The sequence below is a fragment of the Corynebacterium riegelii genome (assembly GCF_016728505.1).
Taxonomy (GTDB): Bacteria; Actinomycetota; Actinomycetes; order Mycobacteriales; family Mycobacteriaceae; genus Corynebacterium; species Corynebacterium riegelii.
This window is the reverse complement of record NZ_CP068159.1, coordinates 2170927-2184170: the sequence shown is the minus strand read 5'-3', so window position 1 is coordinate 2184170 and position 13244 is coordinate 2170927. Positions and strand designations below refer to the sequence as shown.

Genomic DNA, 13244 nt, shown 5'->3' with positions numbered 1-13244 from the left:
GGAACTGTCCCGCGCGGGTGACGTGTGTCTAAGGGGGTAGACACGCCTGGACGGGGCGTGCAACACTTTGGGGCATGAGGACTGCAAAGAGAACCGCAAAGAAGACTGCCGGAATGTTGGCGGCTGCTGCGACTGTAGCCACGATGATGTTTGCGCCCGCGGCACACGCGGACGAGGATGTGGATTGGACGGGTGGTCGCCCGCTGCCACCGGGAACCGAGGTTCCATTTGAGCCTGGCTACGCGTCGGCTTGGAGGAACTACGACGTGATTCGTCCGGGCGATCCGAACTTCCGCAACCCAAGCGTGCAGGGCATCCGCGTGATTGGTCACTATGACAAGGACACCATCATGTGTTTGATGAACGCCAAGGGCGGCATTAGCGGCTGCTACGTTGACGGCAAGCCAGCTACTGACCTCGGCTGGGGCACGGGCGGTATCCAGGTGACTGTGGATCCAACTGTGGTGCAGTTCGCCCCAGTTATCCGCGGCTACAACGATATGAGCAGGCAGCTGTCTAGCGGTAGCGGATCTTCGCTGCCGTTCTAACGGCTCCATCTGTGCGGCTAGGCTAAGGGGCATGACTTTCGCACAAAGAGAGCGTGAGCGTCTTGGGCTTTTGCTTCTGGACGTTGGCCCGGACGCCCCAACCCTCAACGACGGATGGACCACCCAAGATTTGGCCGTGCATTTGTTGATCCGTGAGCGCAAGCCATGGGCCGCACCGGGGATTTTGATCCCGGCAGCCAAGCCGCTGCTGGAGCGCGAGACGAAGAAGCAGAAGGCGCGGCCGTACGGGGATGTTGTGCGTGAATGGGCGGCCGGACCGCCGGCGCTGCTTGCGCCTGTAGACGCGAAGATGAATGGTGCGGAGCATTTCATCCACCATGAAGACGTGCGCCGGGGTAGGGGAGTAGTTCAGCCGCGCGAATTCAGCAAGGCTGTCAATGCTGATTTGATGCGTTACGTGAAACGTTTTGCCGCGTTGACGTTGCGTGGCAGCGAAGTACCTGTGGTGCTTACCCCGCAGGATCTGCCGCCTATTACTGCCGGTGGCAAGGCTGGGGTGGCTGAGCGTGGGGACAACGTGCTCCGAGTTAGTGGAGCGCCAGGCGAACTGCTGTTGTGGGTGAGCGGTCGCGATGCGGTTGATGTGAGTTTTAGCGGCAACACATCGGCGCTCAAGGGGCTGAAGCGACAGATTTAAAATACCGTGCCGGTGTGGCAACTGTGACGTGTGTGACTTGAGGTATTAGAGTTACACCCATGTCTGTCAAAAACCCGGCACCACGTTCGCCGCGCTCGCACCCCGCGTCAAGAGGGTATTCGAGCAGCCGATACGCAGCCTCACGTGACCGTGATTATGGTGCGCCCGCGTCCATGACACATCCGCCGACCTCATCTATGGTCGCCGCGGACACTGCCAATGAGCGCGTCGGTTCTGCAACCAAGGTTGTTGGCAGCACGCTGGGGTCTGCGACCCGTTGGGTGGGATCCGCTGTCGCAGGTCTTGGCGCAGGTCTCGGCGCTGGTCTTGGCGGCGGGCGTCGCCGTCGGCGCGATGAAGAGGAAACGGACTTTGATCCGTTTGACTCCTCGTTTGATGATGCTGAGCAAGAAGATGTACCGCGTAGGAGAAAATCCCGCGCAAAGGTTGAAGTCCAGGAGGAATCGGAAGATCCCATGAGGGAACGTGACAGTGAAGATATCAATGTTCACGCCGATGCATGGGGCCTTGTTCTTATCGGACTTTCCGCAATTATTGGTGCGTCCGTATGGATGGACATTGCTGGACCCGTCGGTAGTGTGATCGCTCAGGCCTGCCATTGGGTTATTGGTGCCGGTGCGCTGATCCTGCCGATTGTCCTGGTAGGTATTGCGATTGCGCTGATGCTCAACGTGCGTACGGCAAACGCTGTGCGTGGCCGCGTGGCACTGGGAATCAGCATCATCGCTGTGGGCATGCTGGGCATGATTCACGTATTTGCGGGTACTCCAGCGGATTGGGAGACACGCAAGATTGCCGGCGGTGCTATTGGCACACTTGTCGGCGGTGTCCTGTCTGTAGCCTTTACTCCGTTTGTTGCGGTACCCCTGCTGGCGCTGCTCATTGTGTACGGCGCACTCAAGACAACCGGCATTACTACCCGTCAGACCTATGACTACCTTGTTGGGCTCTTTGCCAGGGTGCGTGAGAAAGGCGAGGAAGAGTTCTTCGAGGATGAAGACGCAGACGCTGACAGCGATGACCGCTACAGTCACGTTGACCGAGACCTTGAGGACATAGCCGAGGGACGCGAGCGCCGCCCACGTGAGCCTGAGGAGACGACGGTGGTGGAGCGCCCACGCTCGTCGCGTCGTCCACGGGTGCGTCAGACGCCGGTACCGACGCCGGCACCGACACCTGCGCCGACACCTGCTCCTGCACAAGCCCGCACGCCGATGGATAACTACCCGGCAGACGGGGATACGGTCTACGACTTTGCTGAAGACGTAGCTGATTCCCCGGAGCCGGAACGAAAGCCTGCGGCCAAGCCCGCGCCGGCTGTCGAAGAGACACGCGTGCTGGATCGTGAGCCGGTCACACAACCGCAGCCGGCAGTCCCCGCACCCGATGCTGTTGGGACTTCGCGTGAGGCGATGCGCCAGGCCATCATTGCGCGAAGCGGCGTCGATGCTGCCGCGGTGCCGGCAAGCACGCCGAAGTCTGAGGTTGCAAAGCAACAGGCACCAACAACGCCGGTGAACCCTGCGCAGCAGGAGGCGCGGAAGGTGGCGGCGGGGGACTACACGTTGCCGTCGACAAGCTTGCTGGTTCCCGGCAATGCTCCGAAGACGCGCACTGAGGCCAACGACCGCATGATCGAGGCCATCACGGACGTGTTTGAAGAATTCAACGTTGACGCGACTGTGACCGGGTTTAGCCGTGGCCCGACAGTGACCCGCTACGAGGTTGAGCTGGGCCCAGGTGTCAAGGTTTCCAAGATCACCAACCTGCAGTCCAACCTGGCGTATGCCGTGGCTACGGACAATGTGCGTTTGCTGACTCCGATCCCGGGCAAGTCCGCTGTGGGCATTGAGGTGCCTAACCAGGACCGTGAGATGGTGCGCCTGCGTGACGTGCTGGACGCGCCGAAGGTGGCCGCTGACCCGGACCCGATGCTCATCGGCCTTGGTAAGGACATCGAAGGCGACTTCGTTTCCGCCAGCGTGCAGAAGATGCCACACCTGCTGGTCGCGGGCTCTACTGGTTCCGGTAAGTCGGCGTTTGTGAACTCTATGCTGGTGTCGCTGCTTACCCGCGCGACCCCGGAGGAAGTGCGCCTGATTCTGGTGGATCCGAAGATGGTGGAGCTGACGCCATATGAGGGCATCCCGCACCTGATCACGCCGATTATCACGCAGCCGAAGAAGGCGGCAGCCGCACTGCAGTGGCTGGTTGAGGAGATGGAGCAGCGCTACATGGACATGAAGTCCGCGCGCGTGCGCCACATCAAGGACTACAACCGCAAGGTTCGCAGCGGCGAGATCACGGCACCTCCGGGCTCTGAGCGTGAGATGCGCCCATACCCGTTCATCGTGTGTGTGGTGGATGAGCTGGCGGATCTGATGATGACGGCACCGAAAGAGATCGAAGACTCCATCGTGCGCATCACCCAGAAGGCCCGCGCGGCAGGTATCCACCTGGTGTTGGCAACGCAGCGTCCGTCGGTAGATGTGGTGACCGGTCTGATTAAGACCAACGTGCCGTCGCGTCTGGCGTTTGCTACCTCCTCGCTGACGGACTCGCGAGTCATTCTGGACCAGGCGGGTGCAGAAAAGCTCATCGGTATGGGCGATGGCCTGTTCATTCCGCAGGGCGCTGGCAAGCCGCAGCGTTTGCAGGGTGCGTTTGTGACGGATGAGGAAATCCAGGCGGTTGTAGACGCCGCGAAGTCCCAGGATGAGCCCGAGTACGTCGAAGGTGTGACCGAGGACAAGCAGGCCGAAGCCAAGGTTATTGATGATGACATTGGTAAAGACCTCGACGACCTCCTCGAAGCGGTCGAGCTTGTGGTTACCTCCCAGCTGGGGTCGACCTCCATGCTGCAGCGCAAGCTGCGCATCGGCTTTGCCAAGGCGGGTCGCCTGATGGACCTCATGGAATCGCGTGGCGTTGTCGGCCCCTCCGAAGGCTCGAAGGCTCGCGAGGTGCTGGTCAAGCCTGAGGAGCTTGAGACGATCATCTGGATGATCAAGGGAGCCGATCCTGCCGAAGCGCCGAAGGAAGCAGGTCTGGAGCAGGATGAGGCGCAAGCAAGCGGTGACTCCGATACGGATGATGACACCCGCACCGTGCAGGCGACGTACAACCCGACCGGCGGCGCGTTCTAGATGCAGCAGGTAGTGAAGCCGCGCTTGTCCAAGCACATTGTCTTCGTCCTGTTTGAGGACTTCGAGCTTCTAGACGTAGCGGGGCCGCTGGAAGTCTTCTCCAAGGTCGACGGGTGGGAAGTCACGTTGCTCTCTCCGGATGGGCGACCTGTGGGCTCGTCTCAGGGTGTTCGATTTGAAGTAAGTGGCGATTATGCGCCGCAAAGCAGTGATGTCCTGTTCGTTCCAGGAGGTCGGGGCACCCGCAAACTTGCGCACGACGAGTCCTTCCTCAACGCTCTCAAATCTCTGGCGAGCGACACCAGTGTCGTGATGTCTGTGTGTACCGGCTCGGCATTACTCGCCGCGGCCGGGCTTCTGGAAGGGTATGCGGCGACGAGTAACAAGCGCGCGTTTGCGTGGGCAACGAGCTTCGGCCAGGACATCGATTGGCGCCGCTCTGCGCGTTGGGTACATGATCGCGACCGGTGGACATCCTCAGGAGTCTCGGCCGGTACAGACATGGCGGCGGCATTCGTTGCGGATGAATGCGGCGAGGCAGTCGCACGCGAGGTGGCGGACGCGATCGAGCTGCGTCTACACCTTGACCCGAATGAGGACCCGTTCGCCATTTAGGCCACCTGGGTTCCACAGGCTAGTGTCACCGCGCTTCCGAATACATGTGGTGTAGAGTGAGACGCGCTTGGAGGGGAGTACCCCGTAAGTGCCCGGATCGTCAGCACGGCAGCGCATCTCGCGCCCCGGTCTGGGCCGCCCCGCAACATTGAGGTGGGGGAGACCTCCGGTCATTTCAACGTAACTTCTGACCGGAGGAAAGCTTATGCATGTGCCTTTGTCCATCTGGCTGATCACTTCTGCAGTGATCCTGGGTTTTTTCATTTTTGATTTCGTTTCCCACGTGCGCACCCCGCACGAGCCCTCCATGAAGGAGTCCGGTGGGTGGGCGGCGTTCTACATGACCATGGCCTGCATTTTTGGTGGCATTGTGTGGTGGCTGTGGGACGCAGAACACGGCATTCAGTTCTTCACTGGTTACATCACGGAGCTTTCGCTGTCCGTGGACAACCTGTTTGTGTTCGCGCTGATCATGGGCGCGTTTAAGATCCCTCGTGCGTATCAGCAGAAGGTGCTGCTGATCGGCATTGTGATGGCGCTGATCTTCCGTCTGTTGTTCATCCTGCTTGGCGCCGTGATCATTGAGGCCTGGTCGGATGTGTTCTACATCTTCGCCGCCTTCCTCATCTACACCGCGATCAAGCTGGTGTATGACGAAGCGACCGACCAGGAGGATCCGGACCCGAACGACATGTTTGTGGTCAAGACCCTGCGCAAGGTCATCCCGGTGACCAGCTCGTACCACGGTGACCGACTGGTGTCACGCACACAGGCTGGCAAGCGGGCTGTAACCCCGCTGTTCGTCGCGCTGCTGTCCATTGGATTTATCGACGTGATGTTCGCATTCGATTCCATCCCGGCCATCTACGGCATCACCCAGGAAGCGTTCCTGGTGTTTACCGCCAACGCGTTTGCGCTGCTTGGGCTGCGTCAGCTCTACTTCCTGCTGAACGGTCTGCTGGACAAACTCGTCTACCTGCCATACGGCCTGGCAGTCGTGCTCGGCTTCATCGGTGTGAAGCTGCTGCTGCACGCACTGCACGAGAACAACCTGTCCTTCATCAACGGCGGAGAGGGCTTGGGCGTGCCGGAAATCGGGACGGTCACCTCCCTCGGCGTGATTGTCGGAGTACTCGTAGTGACTGCAATTGCGTCCGTAATCAAGGACCGTGCAGATCTCAAGGCTGGGCGCCGTCAACCGGACGACAAGAAGTACCACGTTGACTTTGATGACCACGGTAACCGTCGCAAAGTGGACAAGTTCGGCCACCACATTGCGTGGATTGATGATCCGGCGACCTCCGGAAAGGGCGACCACACAGCGACCGGTTCACGCGATACCGATCACTTGCATGTCGCCCGCGGCAAGAAGAGTTAGGTGAAGATATTTGCGACCGGGTTCCACTCGCGGATGTCCCGGTTTGCCAGCGCACCAGCGGCTACATACGGGTCCTGATTCATCAACGCTTCGGCCTCCGCAATCCCTGCGGTATCCGGCAGCTGAATGATGATCAGGGCCTGTCCGCCCTCAAGGTACGGCCCGGAGCCGACGATGTGACCGGCCTCAAGCAGGCCTGCGATGAACTCGCGGTGGTGGGGCCTCGTCTCGTCCACAAGCTGGACGTCAGGGCCGTAGGTATAGGTGCAAGCGAAATATCTCATGAATGGCAGTCTAGGGTGGATGGCGTGAGTAACGCTACGGCCAAGCAGTCCAATTGGAATCTGCCAAACATGTTGACCAGCCTGCGCATCCTGTTTATCCCGGTGTTTGCCTGGTTGGTGCTTGATCAGCGCTGGTGGTGGGCCTTCGGCCTGTTCGTCGCGCTGATGATTACAGACAAGCTGGATGGCGATATTGCCCGCGCCCGCGGTCTGATCACGGATTTTGGCAAGATCGCTGACCCGATTGCAGATAAAGCGCTGATGATCACCGCCATGGTCACGCTCAACATCGCATCCACCTTGCCCGTGTGGATCACCGTGGTCATTGTGGTGCGTGAGCTGGGCATTACGTTCTGGCGCATGTGGATGTTGCGGCGTGGTCGCGTCGTCCCGGCGTCGAAAGGCGGCAAGCTCAAGACCGTCCTGCAAACCGTGGGTATTGCGCTCTACCTGTGCCCGCTGCCAACGTGGATGGATATTCCTACACTCGTGGTGATGATTATTGCCGCTGCCGTGACGGTGGTGACCGGTATCCAGTATTTGATTGATGCGGAGAAAGCCAATGCTTGAGCCTTTGCTTGTAGACGCACTGCGGAAACATTCCCAAACCATCTCCTTTTGTGAGTCACTGACTGCTGGTTTGGCTAGCGCCCGTGTTGCAGCCATCCCGGGAGCATCGGACGTGCTGCGCGGCGGACTGATCACCTACGCCACGGACTTAAAGATTGCACTCGCTGGGGTAGAAGCCGAGGTTGTAGAACGCGAAGGTGTGGTCTCTGCGGCTGTGGCACGAGAGATGGCTCGTGGTTGCAGGCAAGCATGTGGTTCTGACTGGGCGGTTGCGCTGACTGGCGTGGCAGGCCCTGACCTCCAAGACGGCCACCCGGTGGGCGAGGTCTGGATTGGCCTTGCAGGGCCGAACTGGACTGCATCCAGCTTGGCTGCGGATTTGTTGCCGCCGAGCCAGACCCGATTCGCGCTGGTTCCAGATACGGCTGAGCCGCAGCGTGTGATTGCAGGAACCCGCAATGACATTAGGAATTCAGCCGTGGACGCAGCGCTAATTGGGGTGTTGCACGCACTTGGGGAACAAACTGAAGGGCTGATCCGTTAGAACTCATGATGGCAACAACGACTCTGCTTCTAGACCAACCGTTAACCACCGCGCCCCTTATCCCAACCGCGCCGGTGAAGGAACCCCTGCTGCGTGAAGCACTGGGGATGTCGCTGCGTGCATTTCGCGCGGACAAGGGCGTGTCACTTCGTGAGCTAGCTACCCAAGCGCTGGTGAGCCCGGGATATCTCTCGGAGCTTGAGCGCGGCCGCAAGGAAGTGTCCTCTGAGGTGCTTTCTTCCATTTGCCAGGCGCTGGATACTACGGTGTCTGAGGTGTTGCTTGAGGCTGTGGCAAACCTCTCCCTGCCGTCTTTGGCGGAGGAACTGCGTACGACAACTCCTGCGGCAGCAGAGGCTTAAGCCCTTCGCTGTGGGTTATCAGGGGGAGTAGCGCAAGCGGGGCGCGCCCATCGCGTCTAAAGTGGGGACGCAGAAATGTAATTTTCCACGAAAGGTTTATGTAACCAATGGCGAACCCGTTCAAGAAGTTCTGGAACTACCTGATGGCGCTTTTCGACAGCAAGATCGAGGAAAACGCTGACCCGAAGGTCCAGATTGAGCAGGCAATTAATGAGGCCCAGCGCCAGCACCAGGCACTGTCCCAGCAGGCAGCTGCCGTGATTGGCAACCAGCGTCAGCTGGAGATGCAGCTTAACCGCCGCCTGGAGGACGTGGAGAAGCTGCAGGCGAATACCCGCCAGGCACTGCAGCTGGCCGACAAGGCCCGCGGCGAGGGCAACGCGCAGAAGGCACAGGAGTACGAGAACGCTGCTGAGGCGTTTGCGGCACAGCTGGTCACCGCGGAGCAGGGCGTTGAGGACACCAAGCAGCTGCACGACCAGGCGCTGCAGCAGGCGGCTTCTGCGAAGCAGGCAGTTGAGCGCAACGCGGCACAGCTGCAGCAGCAGGTCAATGAGCGCACCAAGCTGCTGAGCCAGCTTGAGCAGGCCAAGATGCAGGAGAAGGTCTCCGAGACCATGCAGTCCATGAACGCGATTACTGCGTCGGGCCCCAACCTGGATCAGGTGCGTGACAAGATTGAGCGCCGCTACGCCAACGCGCTTGGCCAGGCTGAGCTGGCCCAGAACTCGATTCAGGGCCGCATGGCTGAGGTTGAGCAGGCCGGTATCCAGATGGCTGGCCACGGCCGCCTGGAGCAGATCCGCGCCGAGATGGCTGGTGAGCTGACCTCTGGCGCGAAGCCGGCGATTGAGCAGGGCAACAACGCTGGCGCCGAGGTTTCTGATGACGCAGTTGCGCAGCGTATGCGCGAACTGCGCGGCGAGTAGCGTTTCGTCTCGCGGGGTTAATCCACCGCGCCGCGCGCGACAAGTGCTTCCGCAATCATGCGAGCACGTCGCACGGCGCGGATAACCAGGGGGGTTCCAAAGGCGGCCACCGAGAAGCCGGCGCCACGCGCTTTGCGTGCGTCGAGCACCTCGTTGGCCGTTTGTAGCATCAGGGGGATGAGGCGGATCGTCAGAGCAATGGTCAAACTGATCAGATCCACCGGCACGCCGAATCGAGCAAGTGGCTGCATTGCCTTATCTAGGGAATCGAGTAGCGCCTCCACCGTGGTGGTCAGCGTCAGAAGATTTGCCGCAGCGATCGTTGCCAAAAGCGAGATCATGCTGGTCAATGCGGCTTCCACGCCGTTTTGCCAGACCAAGAACGCGCCGAGGAAAATCAACACTGGCAGCAATGGCACCAGCTGACGCCAGGCAACCTCAATCGGGATACGAGCCCACATGTACAGCGCCATCACCAAGGTCAGAGCGGTCATGGATTGCCACGGGGCGTTTGGAGCAAACGTTGCGACAATGATGAATGCCACAAGCGCCACGAACTTCCAAGCGGGGTTCGTGCGGTGCAGCCACGTGTTGCCAGGGACGTAGACGCCTAGGGGGAGTTCTCTGATCACGGCTTCGCTTCCATCAGGTCGGTGTAGAAAGTGATGGCGGCGTTCGGGGTGCCGTCGAAAATCAGCTGCGAATCGTTGAGCACCAGGACACGCTCGAAATCCCGCAGCATGTCCAGATCGTGCGTGACCACTATGAGCTGCTGTTCGAGGGCCATGAGCTCGCGGATGATGCGGCGTCGGTTGCGAAGATCTAGAAGTGTCGTGGGCTCGTCGCAAATAATGGTGTCCGGTTCAGTGACCAGGACCGATGCGAGTGCCAGCATCTGCTTCTCACCACCGGAGAGGGTGTGCGGGGAGTGCTCGGCGTGGTTGGCCAGATCGAAGCGCTCAAGTACTGCGGCAACGCGTGACTGGACCTCGGTGCGGGGCAGCTTGAAGCGGCGCAAAGAGAATGCGACATCATCGGCAACCCTCGGCATCACAATCTGGTTCTCCGCATCGGAGAAGACAAAACCGACCTGTTTGCGGATAGTCTTTGAGTCCTTCGCGGTAGACAAACCGTTGACAAGCACGTCACCCTCAGTCGGCTCAATAAGGCCGTTAATCAGGCGCACAGCGGTGGATTTGCCGGACCCGTTTGAACCAATGATGCCGATGCGTTGCTCGGTCAGCCTGAGGGTGAGCGGCGCAAGGATCTGCTTGTCGTCATAGGTGACTGCTGCGCCGCGGAACTCGATGGTGGGCATTAGCGTTTGCCGAGCTTGCCGCGAAGGTCCGGAAACGCGGTGTGGACAGCAAGGGCGATAGCAATCATGACGGCCACCTTAATTGCATCCGGCAAAAGGAATGGCACCTGTGCTGCCCATGCGGCACCGAAGGTCAAGTCCAGGCGAAGCATCATGCCGAACACGCCAAAGAGGTACTGCATGAATAGGCCGAGGTAGCCAGCCACGATGAAGATGCCGGTGGTGACGGTGCGGTTTGCGGAAAACGGTGCGCGGTATGCAATGGCGCCAGCGACAAGCGCTGCAATGAGATACCCAACAAGGTAACCCGCGGTGGGGCCGCCGAGCGCGGCAATCGTGGTGCGGCCACCTGCAAGAACGGGAAATGCAAGACCGACAGCCAAGAAGAGCAACGTGGTGAGGAAACCGCGGCGGCTGCCCAGCACTAGGGCGGCCAGGATCACTGCGGCATTCTGCAGGACAATCGGCACACCGAATACTCCGGCGGGGATGGCAACAAAGCCAAGCACCATGATGATGGCGGCGAAGACGGCGATGTAGGCGATATCAGTTGCAGTTGCGGTAGAGCTGCGGGACGTTGAGGCGGCATTCGCCTGGGGTGATTCAGAGTTGGTCATGTGAAAAACCTACCTGAACGCTGTTCAATGCGTGGTATTGAGGGGTGCTTAGGTAGGTTGGCCGTATGCGATTGACGGAATTTCATCAGCTTGTTCGTGATGAGTTTGGCCCGGAGCGTGCGGAATGGATCATTCGTTCCCAGGTGCTTGCCTCTAGCGATATGACGGCAAGTGAGCTCATCGAAAGTGGTGTCGATCCGCGCGAGGTGTGGGAGGGGCTGTGCAATGCCTTTGACGTGCCAGCGGAACGGCGCTTGGGAGTAGACCGGCCCGGGAAATAATATTTCGCGCCTCTACTTCTAATCGAACACCCTTGCGTGTAAGGTGTTTTGTGTGTGCTGAAGAAATTTAGGATGAATTTCGGCTGCGAGGGAACCGAACCACCGGTAGCCAACGTCTAATACCTATAAGCAATAAAAATCCTAAGGAGAAAACATGGCTGCAAAGAAGAAGACCGCTGCTGCGGGCAATGACCGCCAAAACGCACTTGATGCGGCAATGGCAATGATTGAGAAGGACTTTGGCAAGGGCGCCATCATGCGCCTGGGCGAGGAAAAGCGCCCGCCGATTCAGTCCATCTCCTCTGGCAACACTGCCATCGACGTTGCTCTGGGCATTGGCGGCTGGCCACGCGGGCGCGTAGTAGAGATCTACGGCCCGGAGTCTTCCGGTAAGACGACGGTTGCACTGCACGCCATCGCACAGGCCCAAAAGGCAGGCGGTATCGCGGCGTTCATCGATGCGGAGCACGCGCTTGACCCGGACTACGCGGCAAAGCTGGGCGTGGATACGGATAATCTGTTGGTCTCCCAGCCAGATACCGGTGAACAGGCCTTGGAAATTGCAGACATGCTGGTGCGCTCCGGTGCCATTGACATCATCGTGATTGACTCCGTGGCGGCGCTGACGCCGAAGGCGGAAATTGAAGGCGAGATGGGTGACAGTCACGTTGGTTTGCAGGCCCGCCTGATGTCTCAGGCACTGCGCAAGATGACCGGTGCGCTGTACAATTCCGGCACTACCGCCATCTTTATCAACCAGCTGCGTGAAAAGATTGGCGTGATGTTTGGCTCCCCGGAGACCACCACGGGCGGTAAGGCACTGAAGTTCTACGCCTCCGTGCGCTGTGACGTGCGCCGAATCCAGACGCTGAAGGACGGCCAGGATTCCATTGGTAACCGCACCAAGCTCAAGGTGGTCAAGAACAAGGTGTCCCCGCCGTTTAAGATCGCGGAGTTCGACATCATGTACGGCGAGGGCATTTCGCGCGAAAGCTCCATCATTGACATGGGCGTGGACAACGGCATTGTGAAGAAGTCCGGCTCTTGGTTCACCTACGAAGGTGAGCAGCTGGGCCAGGGTAAGGAGAAAGTCCGCCAGTTCCTCAAGGACAATCCTGATTTGGCCGATGAGATTGAGGACAAGATTTTCAAGGCCTTGGGCGTTGGCAAGTACGCGGGCAAAACGGACGAAGATGACGCGCTGACGGACGACGCGATTGACATGGTGCCAAACGTTGACTTCGACGATGAGGACGATGACGCATAGCCAGGAGCGCGATGTTGCCAGCAAGGTAGCGAAACTACAGCAGGCCCTTGAGCACTTTGAGGGCGGGCAGCTCTTTGACACTTGCAAAGAAGACGCGCTTGCGCCGATCCGCAAGCGTGCCCTCGGACTGCTGGATCAGCGGCAGCGTTCACGCCACGAGCTGCGTGAACGTTTGCTCAAGCTGGAGTTTGCGCCTGAGCTTGTTGATGAGGTGCTGGATTCGCTTGAGCAGAACTTGCTTTTAGACGACGCACGGTTTGCCTCCGAGTGGGTACGCCAGCGCGCGGCAACGCGGGGAAAGTCTTCCCGGGCCCTTGATTTGGAGCTGCGTGAAAAGGGGGTCGCGGCGCATGTGCGTGCAGAAGCATTGGAACAGATCAGTGCCGAGGACGAGGAACGTCAGGCACGCGCTTTGGCGCAGAAGAAGGTGCGAGAGGTCAAGGAGCCGCCGGCTGATAGGGCGGAGTATGACAAAGCTTTGCGGCGCGTCGTTGGGGTTCTTGCGCGTCGCGGGTATTCTTCCGAGCTGACCATGCGGGTGGCGCGCAGTGAATTAGAAGCGCGCATCGAGTCTTTCGACTGATGCGCGCTTGGTGCGGGGTGTTGCCGAACAGTGTTGCTGCTCCAGTCTTGGCTTAAACCTGGAGTGGCACAGATTAGCTGTGAGGCAAAGGCAGGAATTCCGGGCGTTGTTTTCCGCGCGGCG

The 13244-nt window shown here is 59.6% G+C and carries 16 protein-coding genes; 12 read left to right on the top strand and 4 right to left on the bottom strand.

What is annotated here, in order from left to right:
• Positions 1 to 74: 74 nt before the first annotated feature.
• The 5 genes from I6I71_RS10410 (at position 75) to I6I71_RS10390 (ending at position 6366) form a co-directional block, all read left to right on the top strand.
• Positions 75 to 548: a hypothetical protein gene (locus tag I6I71_RS10410; protein ID WP_201820863.1), complete on the top strand. Its 474-nt coding sequence runs from the start codon at positions 75 to 77 to the stop codon at positions 546 to 548.
• 31 nt (positions 549 to 579) lie between these two features.
• Positions 580 to 1206 (top strand): TIGR03085 family metal-binding protein, encoded by a 627-nt coding sequence (locus I6I71_RS10405; RefSeq protein WP_201820861.1) that lies wholly within the window; start codon positions 580 to 582, stop codon positions 1204 to 1206.
• Between the two features lie 59 nt (positions 1207 to 1265).
• A complete protein-coding gene (locus tag I6I71_RS10400) occupies positions 1266 to 4373 on the top strand; it encodes an FtsK/SpoIIIE family DNA translocase (RefSeq protein WP_201820858.1) in 3108 nt (1035 codons plus the stop codon).
• On the top strand, positions 4374 to 4988 hold the full coding sequence (locus I6I71_RS10395) for a DJ-1/PfpI family protein (RefSeq protein ID WP_201820851.1): 615 nt from the start codon (positions 4374 to 4376) through the stop codon (positions 4986 to 4988).
• A 205-nt stretch (positions 4989 to 5193) separates the two neighbouring features.
• Entirely contained in the window at positions 5194 to 6366 is a 1173-nt protein-coding gene (locus tag I6I71_RS10390; protein WP_201820849.1) for a TerC family protein, read from the top strand.
• On the opposite strand, the gene I6I71_RS10385 is transcribed toward I6I71_RS10390, so the two are convergent.
• Positions 6363 to 6650 (bottom strand): YciI family protein, encoded by a 288-nt coding sequence (locus I6I71_RS10385; protein ID WP_201820847.1) that lies wholly within the window; start codon positions 6648 to 6650, stop codon positions 6363 to 6365. The genes I6I71_RS10390 and I6I71_RS10385 overlap by 4 nt on opposite strands.
• A gap of 15 nt (positions 6651 to 6665) precedes the next feature.
• On the opposite strand from I6I71_RS10385, the gene pgsA reads away from it, so the two are divergent.
• The 4 genes from pgsA to I6I71_RS10365 all read left to right on the top strand — a co-directional run bounded on the left by pgsA (position 6666) and on the right by I6I71_RS10365 (position 9055).
• On the top strand, positions 6666 to 7220 hold the full coding sequence (pgsA, locus tag I6I71_RS10380; protein ID WP_414017437.1) for a CDP-diacylglycerol--glycerol-3-phosphate 3-phosphatidyltransferase: 555 nt from the start codon (positions 6666 to 6668) through the stop codon (positions 7218 to 7220).
• A complete protein-coding gene (locus tag I6I71_RS10375) occupies positions 7198 to 7764 on the top strand; it encodes a CinA family protein (RefSeq protein WP_236587310.1) in 567 nt (188 codons plus the stop codon). Before pgsA ends, I6I71_RS10375 begins: the two co-directional genes overlap by 23 nt.
• 8 nt (positions 7765 to 7772) lie before the next feature.
• Positions 7773 to 8126, top strand: coding sequence for a helix-turn-helix domain-containing protein (locus tag I6I71_RS10370; RefSeq protein WP_201820845.1), 354 nt, complete (start codon positions 7773 to 7775; stop codon positions 8124 to 8126).
• Between the two features lie 107 nt (positions 8127 to 8233).
• Positions 8234 to 9055: a PspA/IM30 family protein gene (locus tag I6I71_RS10365; RefSeq protein WP_052203916.1), complete on the top strand. Its 822-nt coding sequence runs from the start codon at positions 8234 to 8236 to the stop codon at positions 9053 to 9055.
• A gap of 17 nt (positions 9056 to 9072) precedes the next feature.
• On the opposite strand, the gene I6I71_RS10360 is transcribed toward I6I71_RS10365, so the two are convergent.
• Genes I6I71_RS10360 through I6I71_RS10350 form a run of 3 tightly spaced genes read right to left on the bottom strand, consistent with a single transcriptional unit; the run spans position 9073 to position 10990 of the window.
• Complete coding sequence (locus I6I71_RS10360; RefSeq protein WP_070495898.1) at positions 9073 to 9687, bottom strand: energy-coupling factor transporter transmembrane component T family protein; 615 nt, start codon at positions 9685 to 9687, stop codon at positions 9073 to 9075.
• A complete protein-coding gene (locus I6I71_RS10355) occupies positions 9684 to 10373 on the bottom strand; it encodes an energy-coupling factor ABC transporter ATP-binding protein (RefSeq protein WP_201820843.1) in 690 nt (229 codons plus the stop codon). The genes I6I71_RS10360 and I6I71_RS10355 overlap by 4 nt, the downstream gene beginning before the upstream one ends.
• Complete coding sequence (locus I6I71_RS10350; protein WP_201820841.1) at positions 10373 to 10990, bottom strand: biotin transporter BioY; 618 nt, start codon at positions 10988 to 10990, stop codon at positions 10373 to 10375. The genes I6I71_RS10355 and I6I71_RS10350 overlap by 1 nt, the downstream gene beginning before the upstream one ends.
• A 65-nt stretch (positions 10991 to 11055) precedes the next feature.
• Between I6I71_RS10350 and I6I71_RS10345 the strand changes: the two genes are divergently transcribed.
• The 3 genes from I6I71_RS10345 (at position 11056) to recX (ending at position 13121) form a co-directional block, all read left to right on the top strand.
• Positions 11056 to 11271, top strand: a complete 216-nt coding sequence (locus I6I71_RS10345) for a DUF3046 domain-containing protein (protein WP_052203925.1) — start codon at positions 11056 to 11058, stop codon at positions 11269 to 11271.
• 154 nt (positions 11272 to 11425) lie between these two features.
• Entirely contained in the window at positions 11426 to 12538 is a 1113-nt protein-coding gene (gene recA / locus I6I71_RS10340) for a recombinase RecA (RefSeq protein WP_052203927.1), read from the top strand.
• Positions 12528 to 13121 (top strand): recombination regulator RecX, encoded by a 594-nt coding sequence (gene recX / locus I6I71_RS10335; protein ID WP_201820839.1) that lies wholly within the window; start codon positions 12528 to 12530, stop codon positions 13119 to 13121. Before recA ends, recX begins: the two co-directional genes overlap by 11 nt.
• The last annotated feature ends 123 nt before the right edge of the window (positions 13122 to 13244 follow it).